The organism is Pseudomonas sp. 39004 (assembly GCF_028682155.1).
GTDB lineage: Bacteria > Pseudomonadota > Gammaproteobacteria > Pseudomonadales > Pseudomonadaceae > Aquipseudomonas > Aquipseudomonas capeferrum.
The window spans coordinates 24,735-47,885 of sequence record NZ_JANIAG010000011.1; the positions used below are offsets into that span (position 1 = coordinate 24,735).

General features: G+C 62.8%; 21 protein-coding genes and 1 pseudogene. 8 read left to right on the plus strand and 14 right to left on the minus strand.

Translation table 11 applies throughout. From position 1 onward, the window contains the following. Positions 1-102 precede the first annotated feature (102 nt). The 5 genes from gltP to NP534_RS03540 all read right to left on the minus strand — a co-directional run bounded on the left by gltP (position 103) and on the right by NP534_RS03540 (position 4,174). A complete protein-coding gene (gene gltP / locus NP534_RS03520; protein ID WP_274097791.1) occupies positions 103-1,431 on the minus strand; it encodes a glutamate/aspartate:proton symporter GltP in 1,329 nt (442 codons plus the stop codon). A gap of 767 nt (positions 1,432-2,198) precedes the next feature. Continuing rightward, the gene (locus NP534_RS03525) at positions 2,199-2,669 is read right to left on the minus strand and encodes an inhibitor of vertebrate lysozyme family protein (protein WP_274097792.1); all 471 of its coding nucleotides are present in this window, start codon (positions 2,667-2,669) and stop codon (positions 2,199-2,201) included. Between the two features lie 2 nt (positions 2,670-2,671). Further along, positions 2,672-2,833, minus strand: coding sequence for a DUF1328 domain-containing protein (locus NP534_RS03530; RefSeq protein WP_003252966.1), 162 nt, complete (start codon positions 2,831-2,833; stop codon positions 2,672-2,674). Positions 2,834-2,887: 54 nt separating this feature from the next. Next, entirely contained in the window at positions 2,888-3,178 is a 291-nt protein-coding gene (locus NP534_RS03535; protein ID WP_033702541.1) for a hypothetical protein, read from the minus strand. A gap of 174 nt (positions 3,179-3,352) precedes the next feature. Further along, a complete protein-coding gene (locus tag NP534_RS03540; RefSeq protein ID WP_274097793.1) occupies positions 3,353-4,174 on the minus strand; it encodes a BON domain-containing protein in 822 nt (273 codons plus the stop codon). Between the two features lie 209 nt (positions 4,175-4,383). On the opposite strand from NP534_RS03540, the gene algB reads away from it, so the two are divergent. Both algB and NP534_RS03550 read left to right on the plus strand, forming a co-directional pair. Then, entirely contained in the window at positions 4,384-5,730 is a 1,347-nt protein-coding gene (gene algB, locus NP534_RS03545; protein WP_186655300.1) for a sigma-54-dependent response regulator transcription factor AlgB, read from the plus strand. After that, entirely contained in the window at positions 5,727-7,505 is a 1,779-nt protein-coding gene (locus NP534_RS03550) for a KinB sensor domain-containing domain (RefSeq protein WP_274097794.1), read from the plus strand. Before algB ends, NP534_RS03550 begins: the two co-directional genes overlap by 4 nt. Positions 7,506-7,520: 15 nt before the next feature. On the opposite strand, the gene NP534_RS03555 is transcribed toward NP534_RS03550, so the two are convergent. The 7 genes and pseudogenes from NP534_RS03555 to NP534_RS03585 all read right to left on the minus strand — a co-directional run bounded on the left by NP534_RS03555 (position 7,521) and on the right by NP534_RS03585 (position 14,701). Next, on the minus strand, positions 7,521-9,140 hold the full coding sequence (locus NP534_RS03555; RefSeq protein ID WP_274097795.1) for an EAL domain-containing protein: 1,620 nt from the start codon (positions 9,138-9,140) through the stop codon (positions 7,521-7,523). A gap of 72 nt (positions 9,141-9,212) precedes the next feature. After that, positions 9,213-10,001 (minus strand): N-acetylmuramoyl-L-alanine amidase, encoded by a 789-nt coding sequence (locus NP534_RS03560; protein ID WP_274097796.1) that lies wholly within the window; start codon positions 9,999-10,001, stop codon positions 9,213-9,215. Between the two features lie 80 nt (positions 10,002-10,081). Further along, complete coding sequence (locus NP534_RS03565) at positions 10,082-12,019, minus strand: GGDEF domain-containing protein (RefSeq protein ID WP_274097797.1); 1,938 nt, start codon at positions 12,017-12,019, stop codon at positions 10,082-10,084. Between the two features lie 27 nt (positions 12,020-12,046). Continuing rightward, positions 12,047-12,879 (minus strand): annotated as a pseudogene (locus NP534_RS03570) (endonuclease/exonuclease/phosphatase family protein). A 33-nt stretch (positions 12,880-12,912) separates the two neighbouring features. Further along, on the minus strand, positions 12,913-13,545 hold the full coding sequence (gene dsbA / locus NP534_RS03575; RefSeq protein ID WP_274097798.1) for a thiol:disulfide interchange protein DsbA: 633 nt from the start codon (positions 13,543-13,545) through the stop codon (positions 12,913-12,915). A gap of 204 nt (positions 13,546-13,749) precedes the next feature. After that, positions 13,750-14,367 (minus strand): c-type cytochrome, encoded by a 618-nt coding sequence (locus tag NP534_RS03580; protein ID WP_033702531.1) that lies wholly within the window; start codon positions 14,365-14,367, stop codon positions 13,750-13,752. Between the two features lie 31 nt (positions 14,368-14,398). After that, positions 14,399-14,701, minus strand: a complete 303-nt coding sequence (locus NP534_RS03585; protein WP_033702530.1) for a c-type cytochrome — start codon at positions 14,699-14,701, stop codon at positions 14,399-14,401. A 201-nt stretch (positions 14,702-14,902) separates the two neighbouring features. Between NP534_RS03585 and yihA the strand changes: the two genes are divergently transcribed. Then, positions 14,903-15,535, plus strand: a complete 633-nt coding sequence (gene yihA, locus NP534_RS03590; protein WP_274097799.1) for a ribosome biogenesis GTP-binding protein YihA/YsxC — start codon at positions 14,903-14,905, stop codon at positions 15,533-15,535. Between the two features lie 350 nt (positions 15,536-15,885). On the opposite strand, the gene polA is transcribed toward yihA, so the two are convergent. After that, positions 15,886-18,636: a DNA polymerase I gene (gene polA / locus NP534_RS03595; protein ID WP_033702528.1), complete on the minus strand. Its 2,751-nt coding sequence runs from the start codon at positions 18,634-18,636 to the stop codon at positions 15,886-15,888. 74 nt (positions 18,637-18,710) lie between these two features. On the opposite strand from polA, the gene NP534_RS03600 reads away from it, so the two are divergent. Both NP534_RS03600 and NP534_RS03605 read left to right on the plus strand, forming a co-directional pair. Beyond that, entirely contained in the window at positions 18,711-18,998 is a 288-nt protein-coding gene (locus NP534_RS03600) for a DUF2782 domain-containing protein (protein WP_010951520.1), read from the plus strand. Positions 18,999-19,067: 69 nt separating this feature from the next. Then, positions 19,068-20,018: a homoserine kinase gene (locus NP534_RS03605; RefSeq protein ID WP_274097800.1), complete on the plus strand. Its 951-nt coding sequence runs from the start codon at positions 19,068-19,070 to the stop codon at positions 20,016-20,018. 51 nt (positions 20,019-20,069) lie between these two features. Here NP534_RS03605 and NP534_RS03610 read toward each other — a convergent pair whose 3' ends face one another. Next, complete coding sequence (locus NP534_RS03610) at positions 20,070-21,026, minus strand: zinc ABC transporter substrate-binding protein (protein WP_274097801.1); 957 nt, start codon at positions 21,024-21,026, stop codon at positions 20,070-20,072. A gap of 18 nt (positions 21,027-21,044) precedes the next feature. Between NP534_RS03610 and zur the strand changes: the two genes are divergently transcribed. From zur to znuB, 3 genes are read left to right on the plus strand one after another with little or no spacing between them, the layout of a single operon-like run. Beyond that, positions 21,045-21,530, plus strand: a complete 486-nt coding sequence (gene zur / locus NP534_RS03615; RefSeq protein WP_033702526.1) for a zinc uptake transcriptional repressor Zur — start codon at positions 21,045-21,047, stop codon at positions 21,528-21,530. Continuing rightward, positions 21,527-22,300: a zinc ABC transporter ATP-binding protein ZnuC gene (gene znuC, locus NP534_RS03620; protein WP_033702525.1), complete on the plus strand. Its 774-nt coding sequence runs from the start codon at positions 21,527-21,529 to the stop codon at positions 22,298-22,300. Before zur ends, znuC begins: the two co-directional genes overlap by 4 nt. Beyond that, positions 22,293-23,075 carry a zinc ABC transporter permease subunit ZnuB gene (gene znuB, locus NP534_RS03625; protein WP_274097802.1) on the plus strand — a complete coding sequence of 261 codons (783 nt, stop codon included), beginning with the start codon at positions 22,293-22,295 and terminating at the stop codon, positions 23,073-23,075. Before znuC ends, znuB begins: the two co-directional genes overlap by 8 nt. Positions 23,076-23,151: the final 76 nt, after the last annotated feature.

Below are 23,151 nucleotides of genomic sequence, written 5' to 3' on the forward strand. Positions count from 1 at the left end.
ACAAGACGCAGTCCCTAGAAAGGGGCGCAACGCGCCCCCCCACAATCCCCCACACAACAAAAAGCCCCGACAAGTCGGGGCTTTTTGTTCAACGCATCAGCTTCAGCGCTTGGCGGCTTCGCCAACCACCACGGCTTCCTGCTTGTCGGCCATCAGCGAGGCATAGTACTGCTCGCCCTTGGCAGCGTCGTACATGCCTTCCCAGCGTGCGATGACCAGCGCGGCCAGGGCGTTGCCGACCACGTTCAGCGCGGTACGGGCCATGTCCATGATGCGGTCGACACCGGCGATGAAGGCCAGGCCTTCCAGCGGGATGCCCACGCTGCCCAGGGTCGCCAGCAACACCACGAACGATACGCCCGGTACACCGGCAATACCCTTGGAGGTGACCATCAGGGTCAGCACCAGCAGCAGCTGCTGGCTCCACGACAGGTCGATGCCGTACAGCTGGGCGATGAAGATTGCCGCGATGCTCTGGTACAGGGTCGAACCGTCGAGGTTGAACGAGTAGCCGGTCGGCACCACGAACGAGCAGATCGACTTCGGCGCGCCGTACTTCTCCATCTTCTCGATCACCCGCGGCAGCACGGTTTCGGAGCTGGAGGTGGAGTAGGCCAGGATCAGCTCATCTTTCATGATGCGCATGATCTTGATCACCGAGAAGCCGAACACGCGAGCCACCAGGCCCAGCACCATGAAGGCGAAGAAGGCGATGGCGAAGTACACCAGCAGCACCAGCTTGGCCAGCGGTAGCAGCGAGCTGAAGCCGAAGTTGGCGACGGTGACGGCGATCAGGGCGAACACGCCGATCGGGGCGTAGTTCATGATCATGTGGGTGACCTTGAACATGGTCTCCGACACGGCCTGGAAGGTACGCACCAGCGGGTCGCGCAGCTCTGCCTGAAGGCTCGAAAGGCCCAGGCCGAACATCACCGAGAAGAAGATGATCGGCAGCATTTCGCCACGCATCAGCGCCGCGAAGATGTTCGACGGGATCAGGTTGAGCAGGGTTTCGATGAATGCATGCTCATGCTGCACTTCGGCCGCAGTGGCCTGGTACTTGGAGATGTCCACGGTACCCAGGGTGCTCATGTCGATGCCGGCGCCCGGGTGGAACAGGTTGGCCAACACCAGGCCGACGACGATGGCGATGGTGGTCACCACCTCGAAGTAGAGGATGGTCTTGAGGCCGATGCTGCCCAGTTTCTTCGCGTCGCCAACCCCGGCGATGCCCACGATCAGCGACGAGATCACGATCGGAACGACGATCATCTTGATCAGGCGAATGAAGATGTCACCAGCGGGCTGGAGGACGTTGCTGATCCACCATGCCTTTTCCGCACTGAAATGATTCAGTAGCGCGCCGATTGCAACGCCCAGGACCAGACCGATAACGATCTGCCAGGCGAGGCTCAGTTTTGCCTTCTTCATGTCTTTACCCTTTGTTCTAGTGGTCATGGGCGCCGGACGAAAACGCGCGTAACAGAGCCGTTGGCAACGTCACGGTGAGCGAAAAGCTTCCGTCCGGTGGCCTCATGCAAGGACACCGCGAGCGAGCGACAGGGCGCTCGGGCCAGCGAAAAGGCGGCAACTATTGCGATGGGGAAGGGGGAAATCTAATGCCGGAAACGCATACCCTATGCCGATACTGCATAGTGTTTTGCGCTAAAAATGGCATGTCGCAAGTGCTTGATTTATAACGTTCGGAATCCCGAACAAGACCAAAGCGCCATTTTTAGGCAGATTTGGCAGCGTGTGCGAAGGGGGATAGATGGCTTGTTCGACAATCCGAATGGCCGAAATGCCACTTGCGAGGGCACCCTGGCGGGCGAAAAAAAGTTGATGTACGGTCGAGACAAAATGTGTCTTTGAGGGGAAAACACGCAAGAAGGGTAATTTGCCTGATTGCCTTGACGGCTCCTCATTGGCTCCTCGGAAGTCAGGTCGGCACATGGTATCCCTGATGACACCACCGACCTGAGGCTTCCGATTCCGCCTTTCCTGACCCGGCCCATTGCTGGAGGCACTCCCTGTACCCCTAGGCCACTCCGACCCTGCAACAGTCAGAACAGCCCGGCCCCTTGGTCATGTGCTGCCCCTCCTCGGGGCGGCGCATCATAGAAGGCTGAAATATAAAAAGGTTCAGCTTCTATTACGTGACAGTGCATAACCGTTCATCGGTAACGGCTTATAAAAGCTCAGTACCACTTCGGGTCACGCTTGAGTTGCTCGCGCAACATCGCCTGCATGCCATCATCCGGTTCGCCAATAAAGCGGTACTGCGCATGACGGGTAGGCGACTTGTCGCTCGGCAAGCCCTCGGGCACCTCTACGAGCATCCCGTAGGCTTGGTCCTTGTCCCAGCTAAACGCCACGACCAGACGCTTGTAGGTGCAGTTTTGCGCCGTTTCACACAAGGGCCCGACCAGATACTGGTCGCCGTCCTCGGTGACTGCCGACATCTGCTCCTGGGCACTGCCGGTGAGGTTGACTACCCAATCGGGCAGGCGCTCCTCGCCCTTGATCGTGTCCTGCCAGGTTTCCCGGTATTCAGGGTCCGAGCCGAGCAACTGATCGACCCGGACCTGGCCGTCATTGGCCGCCATCGCCGCTGCACTGCCGCCCAGCAAGCAGGCGGCAGCCAGGGCTGTGCAAAGCTTCCTGTGCATCTTCAACCTCGACCACGTCCAAAGAAGAAGGAGGCTACGAACAGGACCAGGAAGACGATGAACAGGATCTTCGCGATACCCGTGGCCGCGCCAGCGATACCACCGAAGCCCAGTACGGCGGCGACAATGGCGATGATGAGGAAAGTGATAGCCCAACTCAGCATGGTGGTTCTCCTTTCTTTTTTGAAATCAATCCGGCCTTGGGGTACAGCACAGGCTCAGAACACCCAGCGATCCTGTGGCACGACGTTTTCCAGGGTGGCCGGTGAAGCGGTGGCATTGCTCGATGGCAGCGGGTCGGCTGCCTTCACGAGGCTGGTGGCACGGGTTGCCTGAATCTGCGTCAGAAGCGCGGTCTGTGCCGCCACTTGCTCCGCCAGACGCGCGGTCTGCCAGCTGTAGTAGAAGAGGCCAGCGGCCAAGGTCAGCAGCAGCGCCATCCCCAGTAACAGGAACTGGCGCAAAGGCAGTGCGACGTTCTGCGAGCGGTTGACGGATTGGCGGTTCATGCCGGCTCCTCCTGCTGTAATTGTTGTTCAAACCTGAACAGGTAATTGCAGCCTGCATGCCAGCCTTTGCATCATTAAAAAATCCTTTTAAATCAAACACTTAAACCAATCACACATTGCACCGAAGGACGTATCCTGCACGATGGCCCCTGAGGCGTCGTGCGAATTGCACGATCAGCCCTCGACCTTGGTCGCCACCTTGAGCAGATCGGCGTCCACACCGCGCACGCCAATGATCTGCCGGGCAATCTCGACAGCAATGGTCTTCTGCTCGCTGCTGACCACTTCGCCCGACAGCCGCACCAGGCCCTCCTCACTGGCGACCTTGAGGTTCAGACCATCGAGGTTGCGGCTGAAACGGAAGCTGTTCTGGATCTTGTCGACGATCCAGCTGTCGCTAGGCTGCGGCCCGGTCGGCGCGCCTACCGGGTTGTCGCGTGCCTTGGCCATGGCGGCGGTGTCCAGGCTGACCAGGTTGTTGACCAGGTGCACCCCGTCGGTGGTGCGCGCCACTACGCCGGCCAACTCCTTGGCCTCTGCGCTGTCGACCCTGCCGCGCAGCGTCACTACGCCTTCGCTGCTTTGCACTTCTATAGGCGCCTTCTCGGTGGTGCGGCTCCACAGCAGCCGTGCGCGTATCACCGCCGCCAACGTTGCATCCTCCAGCCGCTGGGCATAGGCACGCAGCTCGAGCGGGCGCTCCACCAGTTGGGCATTGACCTGCAACTGGTTGTCGACCTGTTCGATGCCGCGGGTGGCCAAGGCGACATGCTCGGCCAACTGGCGCTCGACAGTGTTTTCGACCTCACCCGATAGCCGCGCCTGCTTGCCGTCTACCACCACATCGATACGAAAGGGGTTGAGCATGCGGTTGAGCGACAGGGCTGTTTGCAGCGAGCCCTCCAGGCGGGCGTCCTGCACAGGGTCAGCGAATGCCGGGTTAAAAACCGGCAGCAAAGTGGCCGCCAACACGGCCAGTCGTGGGAAAAAGGGCATGGCAGTGCCTCCTTTGTTGGCAAAAACAGAAAATAGTCGCAACCAATGTGCCATCGCGCACCTCTAAGCAAATCATCGAGATATCGCGGCTCAAGGGCATTGTTTGGCCATTGGCTAGCATGCAAAGGACAGAATCCTTCAGAATTGACCATGCAACTTGCCCGATTTTTCCCACACTAATTGAAGATCTATCCTAAGGAGCGCAGGAAATGGAATCAGCCCAGGACAAGCAAGGCCGCATTCTGCTGGTGGATGACGAGTCCGCGATCCTGCGCACCTTCCGCTACTGCCTCGAAGACGAAGGCTATAGCGTGGCCACCGCCAACAGCGCCGCACAGGCCGAAACCCTGCTGCAACGCCAGGTGTTCGACCTGTGCTTCCTCGACCTGCGCCTGGGCGAGGACAACGGCCTCGACGTGCTGGCGCAGATGCGTATCCAGGCCCCGTGGATGCGCGTGGTGATCGTAACCGCGCATTCGGCGATCGACACGGCGGTGGATGCTATCCAGGCCGGTGCCGCCGACTATCTGGTCAAACCCTGCAGCCCCGATCAACTGCGCCTGGCGACCGCCAAGCAGCTGGAAGTGCGCCAGCTGTCGGCGCGACTCGAAGCCCTTGAAGGCGAGGTGCGCAAGCCCAAGGACGGCCTCGACTCGCACAGCCCGGCCATGATGGCGGTGCTGGAAACCGCGCGTCAGGTCGCCACCACCGACGCCAACATCCTCATCCTCGGCGAGTCCGGCACCGGTAAGGGTGAACTGGCCCGTGCCATTCATGGCTGGAGCAAGCGGGCGCGCAAAGCCTGCGTCACCATCAACTGCCCTTCGCTGAATGCCGAGCTCATGGAAAGCGAGCTGTTCGGCCATACCCGCGGCGCCTTCACCGGCGCCAGCGAGAGCACCCTTGGCCGCGTCAGCCAGGCCGACGGGGGCACGCTCTTCCTCGATGAAATCGGCGACTTCCCGCTGACCTTGCAGCCAAAGTTGCTGCGCTTCATCCAGGACAAGGAGTACGAGCGTGTCGGCGACCCGGTCACCCGCCGGGCCGATGTGCGCATTCTCGCCGCCACCAACCTCAACCTTGAAGAGATGGTGCGCGAAAGCCGCTTCCGCGAAGACCTGCTGTACCGCCTCAATGTCATCACCTTGCACCTGCCGCCGCTGCGCGAACGCAGCGAAGACATCCTGACCCTGGCCGATCGTTTCCTGGCCCGCTTCGTCAAGGAATACTCCAGGCCCGCCCGTGGTTTCAGCGACGAGGCCAGGGCTGCCCTGCTCAACTACCGCTGGCCCGGCAACATTCGTGAACTGCGCAACGTCGTGGAGCGCGCCAGCATCATCTGCCCGCAGGAGCGCGTGGAGATCAGCCACCTGGGCATGGGCGAACAGCCGGCAGGCAACGCGCCCCGCGTGGGCGCGGCATTGAGCCTGGATGAGCTGGAGCGCGCGCATATCGGCGCCGTGCTGGCCGCCAGCGATACCCTCGACCAGGCCGCCAAGACCCTGGGCATCGATGCCTCGACCCTGTATCGCAAACGCAAGCAGTACAACCTATGAAGTGGCAGATGAAGCTGCGTACGCGGCTTTTCCTCAGCATTTCGGCGCTGGTCACAGTGGCCCTGCTGGGCCTGATGCTGGGCCTGGTCAGCGTGCTACAGATGGCCACGGTGCAACAGCAACTGGTACGGGACACCACCCACGCGCTGGAAGTGGGACTGAAACTGCGGCAAAACCTTGGCGAACAGCTGACCCTGATCCTCGACGAGAACACCGCGCCGCAAAACCTGCGGCTGTTGCAGGACAACTTCCAGGCGCTGCTCGACCAAGGGCTCGAACAAGGCGGTGAACGCACCGGTTTCAGCAAGGCCAGCAGCAATTACCAGACCTTCCTCCGGGCCTACCGCGACAGCCCCGCACCTGCACGCAGCATGGGCAGCGACGAGCCACTGGGGGCAGCCTTCAACCAGCTACGCACCGACCTCATCGATTCGCACAAACAGGCGCTGGAACACATCACCCGCAGTGAAGAACGTACCCGTGATCGCGCCTTGCTGGTCAGCGGCGTGCTCGGCCTGATGGGCTTGGCGATACTGGTATTGGGCTTTGTCACCGCGCACAACATCGCGCGACGCTTCGGCCAACCGATCGAAGCCTTGGCCAAGGCGGCCGATCAACTCGGCAAGGGCAACTTCGACGTCACCCTGCCAGTCACCCAGGCCAGCGAGCTCAACCAGCTGACCCGCCGCTTCGGGCTGATGGCCGACGCCTTGCGCAAGCACCAGGCCACCAACGTCGATGAGCTGCTGGCCGGCCAGCAACGCCTGCAGGCCGTGCTCGACAGCATCGACGATGGCCTGCTGATCATCGACCGGCAGGGCCGCCTGGAACACCTCAACCCCGTGGCCCAACGCCAGCTGGGCTGGAACGACAGCCGCCTTGGCAGCACCCTGGCCGAAGCCTTGCAGCGCCCGGAGCTGGAGCAGCAGCTGCGCCAGGTGCTGCGCGGTGGCAGCCTCGATCGCCCGCCAGACGACCTGAACATCGACGTCGATGAAGAAACCCGCCTGCTGACCTATAGCCTGACACCGGTCAGCCACCCTCAGGGGCCGATTCTGGGCGCGGTGATGGTGCTGCACGATGTGACCGAGCAGCGGGCCTTCGAGCGCGTGCGCAGCGAGTTCGTCCTGCGAGCCTCGCACGAACTGCGCACACCGGTCACAGGCATGCACATGGCGTTCGGCCTGCTGCGTGAGCGGGTCAAGTTCCCACCCGAGGCGCGCGAGTACGACCTGCTCGAAACCATCGGCGAAGAAATGCAGCGCCTGACTCAGCTGATCAACGACCTGCTGAACTTCTCTCGTTACCAGAGCGGCTTGCAGAAGCTCGAACTCGCCCCTTGCGCCATCGATGAGCTGCTGGAGCGCGCGCAGCTGCGTTTTGCCGAACAGGCCGTACACAAGCAGATCGAGCTGATCAAGGAGCTGGAGCTGCCGCTGCCTCGCATCCAGGCCGATGTCGCCCAGCTCGACCGGGTACTGGACAACCTGCTGCACAACGCCGTGCGCCATACCCCCAGTGGTGGCCGCATACGCCTGCACGCAAGGCGCCATGCCGAGCGCGTGATCATCAGCGTCGAGGACAACGGCGAGGGCATCGCCTATGGGCAGCAGGGGCGTATCTTCGAGCCCTTTGTACAGGTGGGGCGCAAGAAGGGCGGTGCAGGGCTGGGCCTGGCGTTGTGCAAGGAGATCGTGCAACTGCACGGCGGCCGAATGGGCGTGTTTTCCCGCCCGGGGCAGGGCACCCAGTTCTACATGGCGTTGCCGGTGTAGCCAGCGGGGCGGGCCTCAGGACTCATCGTCGGCCCGCCGCCCAGCCCCCTCGCGCCGGCCGCGGGTGACCAGTTCGGCAAACTGGCGGGCATTCAACGGGCGGGCGAACAGCCAGCCCTGGCCATAGTTGACCCCTTCGCTGTTGAGCAGTACCGCCTGGTCTTCGCATTCGATGCCTTCGGCAATCACCCTCAGGTGCAAGTCATGGGCCATGCGGATGATGTGCGGGGCCACGCCGCTGCTGGCGGCGTCATGGCCCAGGGCATCGATGAAGGCCTTGTCGATTTTCAGGCAGTCGACGGGCAAGGTCTGCAGATAGGCCAGGCTGCAATAACCCGTGCCGAAATCGTCGATCAATACCTGATGGCCCACCGCACGCAGGGCCTGCAGGTTGTCACGGGCTACCACCACGTCGATCAGGCCACGCTCGGTGACCTCGAAAGCGATCTGGCTGGCCGATACGCGGTGCTGGGCCAGCAGCCGCGCTGCGACCCGGCCGATGCGAGGGACCATCACGTCGCACGCGGCAAGGTTCACCGAGATGTACAGGTTGCGGTGCGAACGCAGCAGCTGGCCAAGCTGTTCGAGCACCCGCTGCAAGACAAAATCGGTGATCTGGCGGATCTGCCCGGTATTTTCGGCCAAGGGTATGAACAGGTCCGGGCTGGTCAGGGTGCCGTCAGGGCGGCGCCAGCGCACCAGGGCCTCGGCACCCACACAGCGCCGGCTGTCGAGCTCGATGATCGGTTGGTACAGCACCTGCAGCTCGCCTCGGCGCAACGCGTTCTGCAACTCCGAGCTCATCGACCGGCGCTGCAGAATCAACTGCAGCACCAACCAGCCGATGCAACAGGCGGCCAGCACGCTGCCGGGGAACAGCAGCCAGAGCATGCCGTTCATGCGCAGGGGCAGGCTGGCGCGCGGCGCGATCAGCACCAGTTGATAGTCCGGTGATTTGGTCGGCATGCGGTAGATGAGGCGGTCGCTCAGCTCCAACAGCGACTTGTGGCTGGCTGTCCATGCCGACGGCGGTGGCCATACTTGCGGTGGCCCCAGCACCGGAATGGCCCGCGTACCGTTGTCCAGCACCACCACCAGGCTGCCACCAGGCGGCAGGTCGACCACGTCAGTCAGGTGACCGCGCGAGGTAGACACCACGAAATTGCCCCGCCCCAGCATCAAGGCCGCCAGGTTTTCGTTGGGTTCGGTGGTGGTATTGAGCCAATAGCTGTAGGTCGGCCCCTTGATGTCGGGCGCCCGCAGGGGTTCGAACGCCCGCTCATCACCCCGGTTGGAGCATGCGACATTGGCGTCCACGTAGGCTGCTTCATAAATGAAGCGCGAACTCAGGCCAACTTGCTGCAACGCCGCCAGCATCTGTGGGTTGCAACCTCGCAAAGGCTGCGCCTGCAAGATATCCACCCCTTCACGCAGCTGGCCGAACACCTGTTCGAGGCGTTCGAGAAAGCGCTCGCCCTGGGCATTCATCTGTTCGCTCTCGCTTTGCTTCATCTGCTGCAGGGCAATGCCGATGCTGGCGGTGAGCAACAGCGCGGCGCTGGCCATTGCTGCCAGTGAGGCCAGCATCCAGGGACGGTAGAAAATTTGGCGCAGCGTGGAGATGAGGGCTGACATCAAGGGCATCCAGTTGATTACTAAGGTATAGCAACTGGATCAGGAATCGCCCTCGCCGTTGGGCGCCTCAGCTCAACGCATGCGGTTGAGCACCTGCAGCATGGCGGCCGTTTGCGCGTCGGGCATGCCATCGAAACGTTGTGGCCGGAAACGCATCTGGAACGCGGCGATCACATGCCGCGTGGCAACGTCCAGCTCACCGGTTTGCGCGATGGCGTAGCCGAACCGCGCCAGTTCCTGCTGATACCAACCCACGCTTGGCGGGTTGACGCTGAAGAAGGCTTGTTGACGGGCGACGGCGTTAGCCTCTGGCCAGATACCGATGCCGGCATCGGCCAAACGCTTCCACGGGAACAACGGGCCCGGGTCGAGCTTGCGCAAAGGTGCGATATCGCTATGGCCAACGATGTGCCGGGGGTCGATCTTGTTACGCGTGATGATGTCCTTGAGCAGTGCGATCAAGGACTGCACCTGGGCTTCGCTGTAGGGGTGCCAGACCCGACCATTAGGGGTATCGGTGAACCCTGGGTTGACGATTTCGATGCCAATGGAGGTGGAGTTCAACCAGGTGCGCCCCTGCCATTGGCTGTCACCGGCATGCCAGGCACGGCGGCTTTCATCCACCAGCTGATAGACCGTGGCCGGGCCGTCGCCAATCAGGTAATGGCTGCTGACCTCGCCATGGGTCAACAGCGCCAATGAGCGCTCAAGCGAGGCATTGGTGTAGTGCAGGACGATGAACTGGATACGGTTGTCCTGGTTGACCGAAGGGTGGCTGCGGTCGATGCGCAGGCCCGTCGAGCAGCCCGCGACAGCAACAAGCATGCAGGTAAGCAGTGTTTTTTTAACAGTGGAAAGCACGTCAGCGGCCTCAGCGTGTAAGCGCTACAGTATAACGTGCTCTCAGAGGCGCGTGGTTGCCGCGAATCTGCGGCAACACTTTACCCCTGTTCGACACGGTTGCGCCCCAGATCCTTGGCCCGGTACAGCGCGGTGTCGGCGCGCTTGAGCACCTGGTCGCCGCGCTCGCCCGAGCGAAACGCGCCCAGCCCGATGGAGGCAGTGATCACCACGCGCTCACCCTTGAAGTGAAACGGGCAGGCTTCGATGGTCGCACGCAGCACCTCGGCCATTTGCGCGGCGGCCGCTGGCGAGGTCTGCGGGAACAGCAGCACGAACTCCTCACCGCCGTAGCGCGCGATGAAATCGCGCCCTCGCAGGCGTTTGCGCAGCTGGTCGGCGACGATCTTCAACACCTTGTCCCCCGCCAGGTGCCCATAGTTGTCGTTGATGCGCTTGAAGTGGTCCAGGTCGAGGATCGCCATGGCCAGATGGCCGCCACTTTCATGCCAGTCGAGCATCTCGCGTTCCAGGTGCTCGCTCCAGGCCGCGCGATTGGGCAGGCCGGTCAGCGGGTCCAGCAACGCCTTTTGCCGTTGCTCTTCGAGGTGCTCGCGATAGCCGAGCGCCTCGTGTTCCATGTTCGCTACCCGCTCGGACAGGCCTTGCAGGCGCCCGGCGAGCTCCTGCTCGCGACGATCACGCTCGTGCTTGTGTTCGTCCATGGTTACCAGCAGGCCTTCGAGGCGGTTTTCCAGGATGTGCTTGAGGCTGTCCACATCGGCGGCACCTTGCACACTGCTCTGCAGCCCATCGACCTGCTTGCGCAGCTGGGTATCGAGTTCCTGGGCGGCGCTGCTGTTGTCGGCATGCCCGGCACTGGCTTCGTGCAGGTGGCTCTGGAAGCTTTCCAGGCGCTCGTTGATCTGTTGCAGGTAAGTCTCGAATTCGTGCTGGCCGCTGTCGGTTATCGCCAACATCAGCACCGCCAGGTCATCCAGCACCGGGATCAGCTCATACCAATTCAGCCCGCGTGCCACCCGCTCGCGCATTTCCAGGGCCTGGGCCTTGTGCCGTTCGGGCAGGCTGAGGTCGTCGAGCAGGCCGATCAGGGTCTGTTCGATGTGTGCGGCCACTTGGCTGTAGGGCGGCTCTACCGCATAGGGCAGGGCATAGGGGCCATCTTCGCCGAAGGTTTCTTCGAGTGTCTGGGCAGGTTCTGCATCAGCCGTAGGTGGGATGAGGGCAGGTTCCAGCTCGGGCGCCTCGTCCGGCACGGGCTCAGGGTGGGGAGTGGCCGGCGTGTCTGCGGTTTCGATCAGCGCCGGGCCTTCAGGGGCCTGCGCCTCAGTCAGCGGGGCTGGCAACGGCAGCAGGGCGTCCACATCGTCGGGCTGCGGGTCTTCGGCTGTGCGCTGTACGGGGGCTGCTGCCGGCTGCGGCACTGCGTCTGCCATCACGCCCGCAGGCGCTGCTGCCAGCGTAGCCTCGGCGTCAGCTTCGCCGGGTTGCTCGTTCTCGCGCCCACCAAACAAACGCTGCAAAAAGCCCGGTCGCTCTTCCTCGGGCTTGCCCAAGGCAGAGAGTGCGCGGCCTTGCAGGCCACTCAGCTCGCCCAGCAGCGGGGGCAATTCACGTGACTGGGCGACCCCACCATCGAGCTTCTTGGCCAGCTTTTTCAGCGGCCGCGAGATGTCGCTGGGCAACGGCAGGCCTTGCAGCTGGCTCACCAGCGATGTCAGCGCATCGCTGACCTGGTTCATACGGGTTTCCCGGCGCTGCTCGGAGTCCAGCACCGCCTTTTCCAGGCGCGGGATCAGCCCGGCAAGGCCCGCGTCCATATTGTCGCTGCGGATGACCTCGCGCATTTCCTTCATGCACGCGTCCACCACCTTGTCGCTGCCTTCGGCGGCCAGGGTGCTGCGCACAAGCCCGCGACGCAGCAAGTCGAGACGTGCGTCCCAACGGCGCTCAAGCTTCTCTTGCTGCTCGATGCTCTTAAGGTATTTCTCTTTCCAGCGCTCAGCGTCGTCAGTCATGCCCAGGTCCGCAAACGGTGATGGCAATTAGCTCAAAACCGGCAGCGTATCCACAGTCAATGCATCAGGCAATCGAATCTCGACGGCAACGGGAAGGTGATCGGAAATTGGCTGCGCCAACACCTCGACACGCTCAAGCGTAAGGGTTGGGCTGAGCAGGATATGGTCCAGGCACCGTTGCGGGCGCCAACTGGGGAAGGTGGCCTCGACCTGAGGGGCAACCAGGCCCAGATCGCGCAGGGGCGAGCGCTCCAGCAGGTCGGTGGCATGGGTATTCATGTCACCCATCAGCACCTGATGGCGGTAGCCGCCGATCAGCTCGCGAATATAGCTGAGCTGCAGGGCGCGGGTCTTGGCGCCGAGTGCCAGGTGCATCATCACCACGATCAGCGCATCTTCACCTTCGCCGAAACGCACCAGGATTGCACCGCGACCGGACGGGCCGGGCAAAGGGTGGTCTTCAAGGTGTTGCGGCTTGAGGCGGCTGAGCACGCCGTTGCTGTGCTGGGCAAAACGCCCAAGGTTGCGATTGAGCTGCTGGTACCAATAGGGGAAGGCACCCAGGTGAGCCAGGTGTTCGACCTGGTTGATGTAGCCTGAGCGCAGGCTGCCACCATCGGCTTCTTGCAGGGCCACCAGGTCGAAGTCACCGAGCAGTTGGCCGATCTTCTGCAGGTTGCCGGCACGCCCGGTATGCGGCAGCAGGTGCTGCCAGCTGCGGGTCAGGTAGTGCCGGTAGCGTTCGGTGCTGATGCCGACCTGAATGTTGAAACTGAGCAGCCGCAGGCGACCATCCTCTGGCAGGCCGGGAGCCTGCAGATGATGTTCGTTGACCTGCGGCTGGTGCAGGCCAATGCCACGCGTGGTTCTGAAGCGGGGCATGGGTACGCCGCTTACTTAGCGGCGCGCTCCTTGTCGATCAGTTGGTCGGCCACTTTCAGCACGCCTTCCGGCCCGCCTGCAGTGCCCAGGTCGAAGCGGTACTTGCCGTTGACGACCAAGCTCGGTACGCCGGTGATTTCGTACTTCTTCGCCAGCTCTTTGGCCTGGTTGACCTGGCCTTTGATGGCGAAGGAGTTGAAGGTGGCGAGGAACTTGTCCTTGTCCACGCCTTGAGTGGCGAGGAAGTCGGCCATTTCGTCTGGCTTGGTCAGGTGCATGCGCTTGTTCTGGATGGCATCGAACACTGCTGCGTGAACCTTGTGCTCGACGCCCATGGCTTCGAGGGTCAGGAACATCTGGCCGTGTGCGTCCCACGGGCCACCGAACATGGCGGGTACGCGCTTGAAGTTGACGTCTGCTGGCAGCTTTTCGGCCCACGGGTTGATGGTCGGCTCGAAGTGGTAGCAGTGAGGGCAGCCGTACCAGAACAGCTCGACCACTTCGATCTTGCCGGGCACGGAAACCGGAACAGGGTTGCTCAGCTCGATATATTCCTTGCCGGCAACAGGCTCGGCGGCCTGAACGGCGGTCATACCGAATACGCTGGCGGCGACCAACGCAGCGCTGAGAATCAGTTTACGCATGCTTTACTCCTGAGCATTCATGGGTCGCCTCGACGCGACCTGTACCTGAGACAGGTCGGGCCAGGCCCGAGTTCTGTAGTGTAACGGCTGCGGACGCAAAAAAGGGCGGTCCGGCCGCCCTTTCATCTTTGGCTTACAACATTAACCGAATGTTAATGCGCCAATTTCTTCGCGGGTTCAGCCGCGAAGAAATCGACAACCACCTCAGTGCAGGCCCTGGATGTAGCTGGCCAACGCTTCGATATCGTGGTTGCTCAGCTTGCCCGCGATGGTGCGCATGGTCGTGGCGTCGCCATCGTTGGTACGCACGCCTTCACGGAACTCGGTCAACTGCTTGGTCACGTACTGCGCGTGCTGCCCGCTCAGGTGCGGGAAGCCGGCCAAGGCGATACCTGCGCCGTTTGGCGAGTGGCAGCCGGTACAGGCAGGCAGGCCTTTTTCCAGGTCGCCGCCGTTGAACAGGGCACGGCCACGTTCGACCAGCTTGGGGTCGGCCGCCCCGACGCTGCCCTTCTGGCTGGCAAAGTACGCGGCGATATCGGCCAGGTCCTGGTCACTGAAGGCGGCCAGCATGCCGGTCATTTCCAGCACGGTGCGCTTGCCGGACTTGATATCGTGCAGTTGTTTTTCGAGGTAGCGCTGGCCCTGGCCTGCCAGTTTCGGGAAGTTCGGTGCCAGGCTATTGCCGTCGGGGTTGTGGCAGGCACCACAGACGGCCGTCTTGGCCTGGCCGGCGGCGGCATCGCCTTTGATAGGTTGCGCAGCAGTGGCCGCACCTGCGACACCCATGGTCAACAGCAGACTCACGACTAGTTTGTTCATCAGCTAATCCAACACGGCTAAGGGTGAAATGTTATGTATCGGGACTGCCGCTCATCCAAAGGATGACCAAACGGTAGTCCTCGGCACTGCAGTCCATGCACAATCCACGCGGCGGCATAGCCTTGAAACCCTGGGTCACATGCCTCACGAGTACATCCACACCTTGCGCCAGCCTTGGCTCCCACGCTGCCCGGTTACCCCGCTGGGGGGCCTGTGGCAACTGCCCGGCGTGACAGGCCGCACACGTGCGGTTGTACAACACCTCGGGATCCTGTGTAGCCTGTGCGCTGAAAAACGGCAGGAACATACCGACAGCAAGCAGCCATTTCGCCATGCGGAACGACCTTCAGGGTTGGGGGCCGCGCTGCGTTCTGATGCGCGAGCTATTGTTCGACACCCCATGCTCGCTCTCCTTCGCTGGGAGAATGAGCACACAAAAACTGGGGCATTATATACTTCCGCCATCCAAACGGAAACGACACCGCTTGCCAGGCTCAAGCCTTCAGAGTCAGGCAACACCCACATCGGATATCCCATGCAAGTCAAGAACCCCATCCTCGGCCTCTGCCAGAAAGCCACATTCGCCCTCAGCGCTGCCAAGGTCGAACAATGTCCGGAAGACCAGGGTTACGAGGTGGCTTTCGCCGGCCGTTCCAACGCCGGCAAATCCAGCGCCCTCAATACCCTGACTCATGCCAGCCTGGCGCGTACCTCGAAAACCCCGGGGCGCACCCAGCTGTTGAATTTCTTCAGTCTGGACGATGAACGGCGTTTGGTCGACCTGCCGGGCTACGGTTATGCAAAAGTACCGATCCCGCTCAAGCAGCACTGGCAGCGCCACCTGGAAGCCTACCTGGGCAGCCGCGAGTGCCTGCGCGGGGTGATCCTGATGATGGACGTGCGCCATCCGATGACCGACTTCGACAAGATGATGCTCGACTGGGCCAAGGCCAGCGGCATGCCGATGCACATTTTGCTGACCAAGGCCGACAAGCTGACCCACGGCGCGGGCAAGAACACCTTGCTCAAGGTGCAGTCCGAGATCCGCAAGGGGTGGGGCGACGCGGTGACCATCCAGTTGTTCTCGGCGCCCAAGCGCCTGGGGCTCGAAGAGGCCTACCGGGTGCTGGCGGGTTGGATGGAACTGGAAGACAAGCCTGCGGAATAAAGACTGATCACTGATCCTGGAGCCTTGCCGCAAGGCCGCTCCAGGGATCGCATGGTGGTCAAATTCCAGGCAAAAAAAACCCCGGACTTCGTATGGGGAGGGGGAAGTTCGGGGTCCAAGTCCGGACCGCTAGGGCGGGGTCCAGATATCTGCCAACACTTAACACAACATAGGAGCATCGAAGGGCTTCACCAGCCATTCAGTTACTCTGAGTTCCGCTTCACCGGTTTAGTTCCGAGGCCTTGAAAACTATTTGCGATAGTTTCATGAAACCCCAGCACTAATGGCATCTAGCTATGCCAGGATCCGCGTCACTACGTCGCAGATCCTACACAGCTTTGCAGGCTCAATCAGTGAGCTTCGTCCCAATTCGCGCCAATTCCTGCTTCGACCAGCAACGGCACATCCAGCTGCGCGGCACGGCTCATGTGCAGGCGGATTTCATCTTTCACCTGCTCGACCAACTCCTCACGCACCTCCAGCACCAGTTCATCGTGCACCTGCAGGATCACCCGGGCATCCAGGCCGCTCTCGGTCAGCCAGTTGTCCACGTTGACCATCGCCCGCTTGATGATATCGGCCGCAGTACCCTGCATCGGGGCGTTGATCGCCGTCCGCTCGGCGCCTTTGCGCAGAGCCGGGTTCTTGGCGTTGATATCCGGCAAGTACAGCCGGCGGCCGAACAGGGTTTCGACGAAGCCTTGCTCGGCCGCCTGGGCGCGGGTGCGCTCCATGTAAGCCAGCACGCCTGGGTAACGGGCGAAGTAACGGTCGATGTAGTCCTGGGATTGCTTGCGGTCGACGCCAATCTGCTTGGCCAGGCCAAAGGCACTCATGCCGTAGATCAGGCCGAAGTTGATGGCCTTGGCGCTGCGGCGCTGGTCGGTGGTGACATTTTCCAGGGCCACACCGAACACTTCGGCAGCAGTGGCGCGGTGCACGTCGAGGTTGTTGCGGAAGGCATGCAGCAAACCTTCGTCCTTGGCCAGGTGGGCCATGATGCGCAGTTCGATCTGCGAATAGTCCGCCGCCAGCAGCTTGTAGCCGGGGCTGGCCACGAAGGCCTGGCGGATACGCCGGCCTTCGGCGGTGCGGATCGGGATGTTCTGCAGGTTCGGGTCGCTGGACGACAGGCGCCCGGTGGCGGCCACTGCCTGCTGGTAAGAGGTGTGAATGCGCCCGGTGCGCGGGTTGATCTGCCCCGGCAGCTTGTCGGTGTAGGTGCTCTTGAGCTTGCTCAGGCTGCGATACTGCATCAGTACTTCGGGCAGCGGGTAGCCTTGCTCGGCCAGCTCGTCGAGTACCGCCTCGGCAGTGGACGGCTGGCCCTTGGCAGTCTTGCTCAGTACCGGCATGCCCAGCTTGTCGTAGAGGATCGCCCCCAGCTGCTTGGGCGAGCCGAGGTTGAACGTCTCGCCAGCCAGTTCATAGGCCTGGCGCTCCAGTTCGGCCATTTTCACGCCCAGTTCGCCGCTTTGCACGTGGAGCAGTTCGGCATCCACCAACGCGCCCTGGCGCTCGATCTTCGCCAGCACCGGCACCAGCGGCATCTCGATGTCCATCAGCACCGGTTGCACACTTGGGGTCTTGGCCAGGCGCAGCTGCAGTGCCTGGTGCAGGCGCAGGGTGATGTCGGCATCTTCGGCAGCGTATGGGCCGGCCTTGTCCAGCGGGATCTGGTTGAAGGTCAGCTGTTTCGCGCCCTTGCCGGCAATCTGCTCGAAGGTGATGGTGGTGTGGTCGAGGTACTTCTGCGCCAGGCTGTCCATGTCGTGACGGGTGGCCGTGGAGTCCAGCACATAGGACTCGAGCATGGTGTCGTACGCCACGCCGCGCATCTGGATGGCCGGGGCGCCGTTGGCCAGGATGTTGATATCGTACTTGGCGTTCTGCCCGACCTTGGCTTTGGCCGGGTCTTCCAGCAGGGGTTTGAGCGCCAGCAGCACGGCCTCGCGGTCCAGCTGGACCGGGGCGCCTTCGTAGTCGTGCGTCAGCGGTACATACGCCGCCTCATGCGGCTCGACCGCGAACGACAACCCGACCAGCTGCGCCTGCTGGGCATCGAGGCCGGTGGTTTCGGTGTCGAACGCGAACAGCGGGGCCTGGCGCAGCTTGTCCAGCCAGGCATCGAAACGGGCCTGGTCGAGCACCGTCTCGTACTTGGGTTCGACCTTGGCCGCCGGCGCGTCCTCCGGCACGGTCACGGTCGCCCCGGCCCTGGCGGCTTCGCGCTGAACGTCGGCGACCCAGCTCTTGAATTCCATCTCGGTGTACAAGGCCAGCAGTGCATCACGGTCTGGCTCGCCGCAGACCAGCGCCTCGACTTCGATATCCAGCGGCACGTCGAGCTTGATGGTGGCCAGCTCATAGGACAGGAAAGCCGCCTCACGGTGCTCTTCAAGCTTGGCCGGCAGGGTCTTGGCGCCGCGGATGCTCAGGGTCGGCACCTTGTCGAGGTTGTCGTAGACGTCGCGCAGGCCGCCACCAATACCTGTCAGCAGGCCGGCAGCGGTCTTCTCGCCCACGCCCGGCACGCCGGGGATGTTGTCGACCTTGTCACCCATCAGGGCGAGGAAATCGATGATGTGTTCAGGGCCGACACCAAACTTTTCGTGCACCCCGGCAACATCCATCACGCTACCGGTCATGGTGTTGACCAGGGTGACATGGCCGTCCACCAACTGCGCCATGTCCTTGTCGCCGGTCGAAATGATGACCGACCGGCCCTGCGCCGCACTGCTGCGCGCCAAGGTGCCGATGACATCGTCGGCCTCCACGCCCTCGACGCACAGCAGCGGGTAGCCCAAGGCCTTGACGCTGGCATGCAACGGTTCGATCTGCACCCGCAGGTCGTCAGGCATGCTCGGGCGGTTGGCCTTGTACTCGGCGAACATGGCATCGCGGAAGGTACCGCCCTTGGCGTCGAATACCACCGCAAACAGGCTGTCGGGGTATTGCTTGCGCAGGCTCTTGAGCATGTTCAGCACACCCTTCACCGCGCCGGTAGGCATGCCCTTGGAGGTGGTCAGCGGCGGCAATGCGTGGAAAGCGCGGTAGAGGTAGGAGGAACCGTCCACCAGGACGAGGGGCGCTTGGCTCATGAGCAGAATCAACCTTTTCGGCGGGTCCGGAGCTAGAATAGCCGGATCAATGACGACAAAGGGACAAGGTTATCATGCGTACACTCAATCGCCTGTTACTGCTCGGTCTGTTGGCAACCATGCCAGTCGTCACCCTGGCGGCGGACGACGCCCCCTCGGCCGATCCCGAGGTGACCATTCGCACGGAAGGCGATAAAACCATCCAGGAATACCGCCAGAACGGCTTCCTGTATGCGATCAAGATCACGCCGAAAAACGGCAAGCCTTATTTTCTGGTACGCGCCGATGGCACTGATGCCAATTTCATTCGTTCCGACCAGCCGGACATGCTGATTCCGTCCTGGAAGATCTTCGAGTGGTAAGCTGACGCGTATCGTTCACATCAACCCGGCACTTCCCGGCGGAAGTGCCCGTATGGGCATTTTTTCATCATGTCAGTCTTCACCCCTGTGACCCGGCCTGAGCTGGAAACCTTTCTGGCGCCGTACCAGCTGGGCCGTCTGCTCGATTTCCAGGGCATCGCCGCCGGCACCGAAAACAGCAACTTCTTCGTCAGCCTGGAACAGGGTGAGTTCGTCCTGACGCTGATCGAACGTGGCCCGAGCGAAGACATGCCGTTCTTCATCGAGCTGCTCGACGTGCTGCATGCCGCCGACATGCCCGTGCCCTACGCCCTGCGTGACCGCGACGGCAATGGCCTGCGCGAACTGTGCGGCAAGCCTGCACTGCTGCAGCCGCGCTTGTCGGGCAAGCACATCAAGGTGCCGAACAACCAGCACTGCGCGCAGGTAGGCGAATTGCTCGCGCACATTCACCTGGCTACCCGTCACCACGTCATCGAGCGCAAGACCGACCGCGGCCTGGACTGGATGCTGGCCTCGGGAGCCGAGCTGATGCCGCGCCTCACGGCCGAACAGGTTGCGCTGCTGCAGCCTGCGCTGGACGAAATCAACGCGCACAAGGCGCAGATCCTGGCCTTGCCGCGGGCCAACCTGCACGCTGACCTGTTCCGCGACAACGTGATGTTCGAAGGCACCCACCTGACTGGGGTGATCGACTTCTACAACGCCTGCTCGGGCCCGATGCTGTATGACATCGCCATCACCGTGAACGACTGGTGCATCGATGAGCAGGGCGCGCTCGACGTGCCACGGGCCCAGGCGCTGCTGGCGGCCTATGCGGCGCTGCGGCCGTTCACCGCAGCCGAGGCCGAATTGTGGCCGGAAATGTTGCGGGTCGGCTGCGTGCGCTTCTGGCTGTCGCGCCTGATCGCGGCGGAGTCGTTTGCCGGGATGGATGTGATGATCCATGACCCGAGCGAGTTCGAGGTGCGCCTGGCGCAACGCCAGCAAGTGGCGTTGCACCTGCCGTTCGCGCTCTAGAACCTCGCCGGCTTCTTCGCGGGGCAAGCTCGCGAAGAAGCCGCTACAGGTTTACAACTGCTCCATGCACCCAGCCAGGTCACCGCCCAGCTTCTCCAGCAAGCGCTCATAGCCCTTGCCGTCCACCGGGTCGGTACCGCCCAGGGCATCCAGCTCGGCAAGGCGCACCGGCAGCCCGGCGGTCAACGTCTCGGCCAAGCGCGGGCGCAGCGGCGGTTCGCTGAACACACAGGTCTTGCCCACTTCCTGCAGGCGTTTGCGCATGGCCGCCACATGCTGGGCGCCCGGCTGCACCTCCGAAGCCACGCTGAACACCCCGGCATGCTTCAAGCCATAGGCGGCCTCGAAGTAGTCGAAGGCTTCGTGGAACACGAAGTACGGTTTGTCGGCGATGCCGGCCACACGTGCCTTGATGCGCCCATCCAGGGCATCCAGACGCTCGACGAATGCCTTGAGGTTGCTTTGATAGCGCGCGGCATTGGCCGGGTCGACCTCGGCCAGGTCCGCCGCCATCTTCGCCGCGATCACCCGGGCATTGACCGACGACAACCACAAATGCGCATCCAGGCTGCCCGGGCGGTGGTCGTGATCATGGTCGTCCTGGTCGGTTTCTTCATGCGAGTGGCTGTCTTCGCCAAAATGGCGCAGCTGCATGCCGGTCAGCGACTGAACCGCGATGGTGGCCTTGTCCCGGCCTTTGAGCACCCTGGGCAGGAAGTTCTCCATGTCCGGGCCGATCCAGTACAGCAGGTCGGCGTCCGCGACGCGCCGTACGTCGGAGGGGCGCAGGGCGTAATGGTGCGGCGAGGCGCCAGGCGGCAGCAGCACATCCGGGCTGCCGACCCCGTCCTGAACGGCGGCGGCGATCTGCTGCAGCGGTTTGATGCTGGTCAGCACACGCACGTCGGCCTGGGCTGAAAATGCGATGAAAGCGACAAAAAGGGCTAGGAATCGGGACACGGTGAATACTCGGCTCGACAGAAACAGGTAACATAATAACGTCTCCATCCAGAACCGTCGCTGCCCATGTCCATCACGCCGCTGGCCAACCGCCCCCACGATCACTCCCATTGCGTACACAGCGCACTGGCCGAAGCCGATGCCTTGTGCACCCGCCAAGGGTTGCGCCTGACCGCGCTGCGCCGCCGTGTGCTGGAGCTGGTATGGCAAAGCCACAAACCGCTGGGCGCCTACGACATTCTTGCCGTGCTCAGTGAGCAGGACGGCCGCCGCGCCGCGCCGCCAACCGTGTACCGCGCCCTGGACTTCCTGCTCGACAACGGCCTGGTGCACCGCATCGCCTCGCTCAATGCCTTCATCGGCTGCAGCCACCCCGAGCACGTGCACCAGGGCCAGTTCCTGATCTGCCGCGCCTGCCATGTGGCCATCGAGCTGGAGCAGGCCAGCATCAGCGACGCCATCATCAACAGCGCCAAGGGCGTCGGCTTCAGCGTCGAAACCCAGACCGTGGAAGTGGTAGGCCTGTGCGGCAGCTGCCGGAGCGCGGCATGAGCGACGCACTGATCCGCCTGGAGCAGGTCGGTGTGACCTTCGCCGGCGAAGCGGTGCTCGACAGCATCGACCTGTCGGTGGCGCCAGGCCAGATCGTGACCCTGATCGGCCCCAACGGGGCAGGCAAGACCACCCTGGTACGCGCCGTGCTGGGGCTGCTCAAGCCGCACCGGGGCAAAGTGTGGCGTAAACCGCGCCTGCGCATCGGCTACATGCCGCAAAAAATCCAGGTTGACGCCACGCTGCCGCTGTCGGTGCTGCGCTTCTTGCGCCTGGTACCGGGCGTCGACCGGGCAGCGGCGCTGTCGGCGTTACAGGAAGTGGGCGCCGAGCACGTCATCGACAACCCGATCCAGACCGTTTCCGGCGGCGAAATGCAGCGCGTTCTGCTGGCACGGGCCCTGCTGCGCGAGCCGCAACTGCTGGTGCTGGACGAGCCGGTGCAAGGCGTCGATGTGGTCGGCCAGACCGAGCTGTACAACCTCATCACCCGCCTGCGCGACCGCCACGGCTGCGGCGTGCTGATGGTCTCCCACGACCTGCACCTGGTCATGAGCACCACCGACCAGGTGGTCTGCCTCAACCGCCACGTGTGCTGCTCCGGCCACCCGGAGCAAGTCAGCGGCGACCCGGCTTTCGTCGAACTGTTCGGCCAGAACGCGAAAAGCCTGGCCATCTATCACCACCATCACGATCACAGCCACGACCTGCATGGCTCGGTGGTCGCCCCTGGCACCCATGTTCACGGAGAGCACTGCAAGCATGGCTGATTTTCTTCTTTACGCCCTGCTTGCCGGTCTGTCCCTGGCCCTGGTGGCCGGCCCACTGGGGTCTTTCGTGGTGTGGCGGCGCATGGCCTATTTTGGCGACACCCTGTCCCACGCCGCTTTGCTCGGCGTCGCCCTGGGTTTCGCCCTGGACGTCAGCCCAGCCCTGGCGGTGACCGTGGGCTGCCTGCTGCTGGCGATCCTGCTGGTGACCTTGCAGCAACGCCAACCACTGGCTTCCGACACCCTGCTCGGCATCCTTGCCCCCAGCACGCTTTCCCTGGGCCTGGTGGTGCTGAGCTTCATGCACGACGTGCGCATCGACCTGATGGCCTATCTGTTCGGCGACCTGCTGGCCATCAGCACCACCGACCTTGCCTGGATCCTCGGTGGCAGCGCACTGGTACTGCTGTTGCTCGCCGCACTGTGGCGGCCTTTGCTGGCGGTGACCGTGCACGAGGAACTGGCCATGGTCGAGGGCCTGCCCGTGGCGAGCCTGCGCCTGGCATTGATGCTGTTGATTGCGGTGGTGATTGCCGTGGCGATGAAGATCGTCGGCGTGCTGCTGATCACCTCGTTGCTGATCATTCCGGCCGCTGCGGCGCAGCGCCACGCCCGCTCGCCCGAACAGATGGCCCTGGGTGCCAGCCTGCTGGGGGTGACCGCGGTTTGTGGCGGCCTGGCCATGTCCTGGTTCAAGGACACCCCAGCCGGCCCTTCGATCGTGGTCTGCGCGGCAGTGCTATTCTTGCTGAGCCTGGCCCTGCCGAAACGCTGAAAGCCAGGGCGCCCGAAGGCGCGCCCTGCAACCTTTTCACGGGTAAAGGGTCTGTAAGACTTGTTTTCGAGCGTGC

Bases quoted from the DNA above. Each gene is read 5' to 3' on its own strand.
- gltP (WP_274097791.1), bottom strand. From the start codon at position 1,431: ATGAAGAAGGCAAAACTGAGCCTCGCCTGGCAGATCGTTATCGGTCTG.
- NP534_RS03525 (WP_274097792.1), bottom strand. From the start codon at position 2,669: ATGCACAGGAAGCTTTGCACAGCCCTGGCTGCCGCCTGCTTGCTGGGC.
- NP534_RS03530 (WP_003252966.1), bottom strand. From the start codon at position 2,833: ATGCTGAGTTGGGCTATCACTTTCCTCATCATCGCCATTGTCGCCGCC.
- NP534_RS03535 (WP_033702541.1), bottom strand. From the start codon at position 3,178: ATGAACCGCCAATCCGTCAACCGCTCGCAGAACGTCGCACTGCCTTTG.
- NP534_RS03540 (WP_274097793.1), bottom strand. From the start codon at position 4,174: ATGCCCTTTTTCCCACGACTGGCCGTGTTGGCGGCCACTTTGCTGCCG.
- algB (WP_186655300.1), top strand. From the start codon at position 4,384: ATGGAATCAGCCCAGGACAAGCAAGGCCGCATTCTGCTGGTGGATGAC.
- NP534_RS03550 (WP_274097794.1), top strand. From the start codon at position 5,727: ATGAAGTGGCAGATGAAGCTGCGTACGCGGCTTTTCCTCAGCATTTCG.
- NP534_RS03555 (WP_274097795.1), bottom strand. From the start codon at position 9,140: ATGTCAGCCCTCATCTCCACGCTGCGCCAAATTTTCTACCGTCCCTGG.
- NP534_RS03565 (WP_274097797.1), bottom strand. From the start codon at position 12,019: ATGACTGACGACGCTGAGCGCTGGAAAGAGAAATACCTTAAGAGCATC.
- dsbA (WP_274097798.1), bottom strand. From the start codon at position 13,545: ATGCGTAAACTGATTCTCAGCGCTGCGTTGGTCGCCGCCAGCGTATTC.
- NP534_RS03580 (WP_033702531.1), bottom strand. From the start codon at position 14,367: ATGAACAAACTAGTCGTGAGTCTGCTGTTGACCATGGGTGTCGCAGGT.
- NP534_RS03585 (WP_033702530.1), bottom strand. From the start codon at position 14,701: ATGGCGAAATGGCTGCTTGCTGTCGGTATGTTCCTGCCGTTTTTCAGC.
- yihA (WP_274097799.1), top strand. From the start codon at position 14,903: ATGCAAGTCAAGAACCCCATCCTCGGCCTCTGCCAGAAAGCCACATTC.
- polA (WP_033702528.1), bottom strand. From the start codon at position 18,636: ATGAGCCAAGCGCCCCTCGTCCTGGTGGACGGTTCCTCCTACCTCTAC.
- NP534_RS03600 (WP_010951520.1), top strand. From the start codon at position 18,711: ATGCGTACACTCAATCGCCTGTTACTGCTCGGTCTGTTGGCAACCATG.
- NP534_RS03605 (WP_274097800.1), top strand. From the start codon at position 19,068: ATGTCAGTCTTCACCCCTGTGACCCGGCCTGAGCTGGAAACCTTTCTG.
- NP534_RS03610 (WP_274097801.1), bottom strand. From the start codon at position 21,026: ATGGAGACGTTATTATGTTACCTGTTTCTGTCGAGCCGAGTATTCACC.
- zur (WP_033702526.1), top strand. From the start codon at position 21,045: ATGTCCATCACGCCGCTGGCCAACCGCCCCCACGATCACTCCCATTGC.
- znuC (WP_033702525.1), top strand. From the start codon at position 21,527: ATGAGCGACGCACTGATCCGCCTGGAGCAGGTCGGTGTGACCTTCGCC.
- znuB (WP_274097802.1), top strand. From the start codon at position 22,293: ATGGCTGATTTTCTTCTTTACGCCCTGCTTGCCGGTCTGTCCCTGGCC.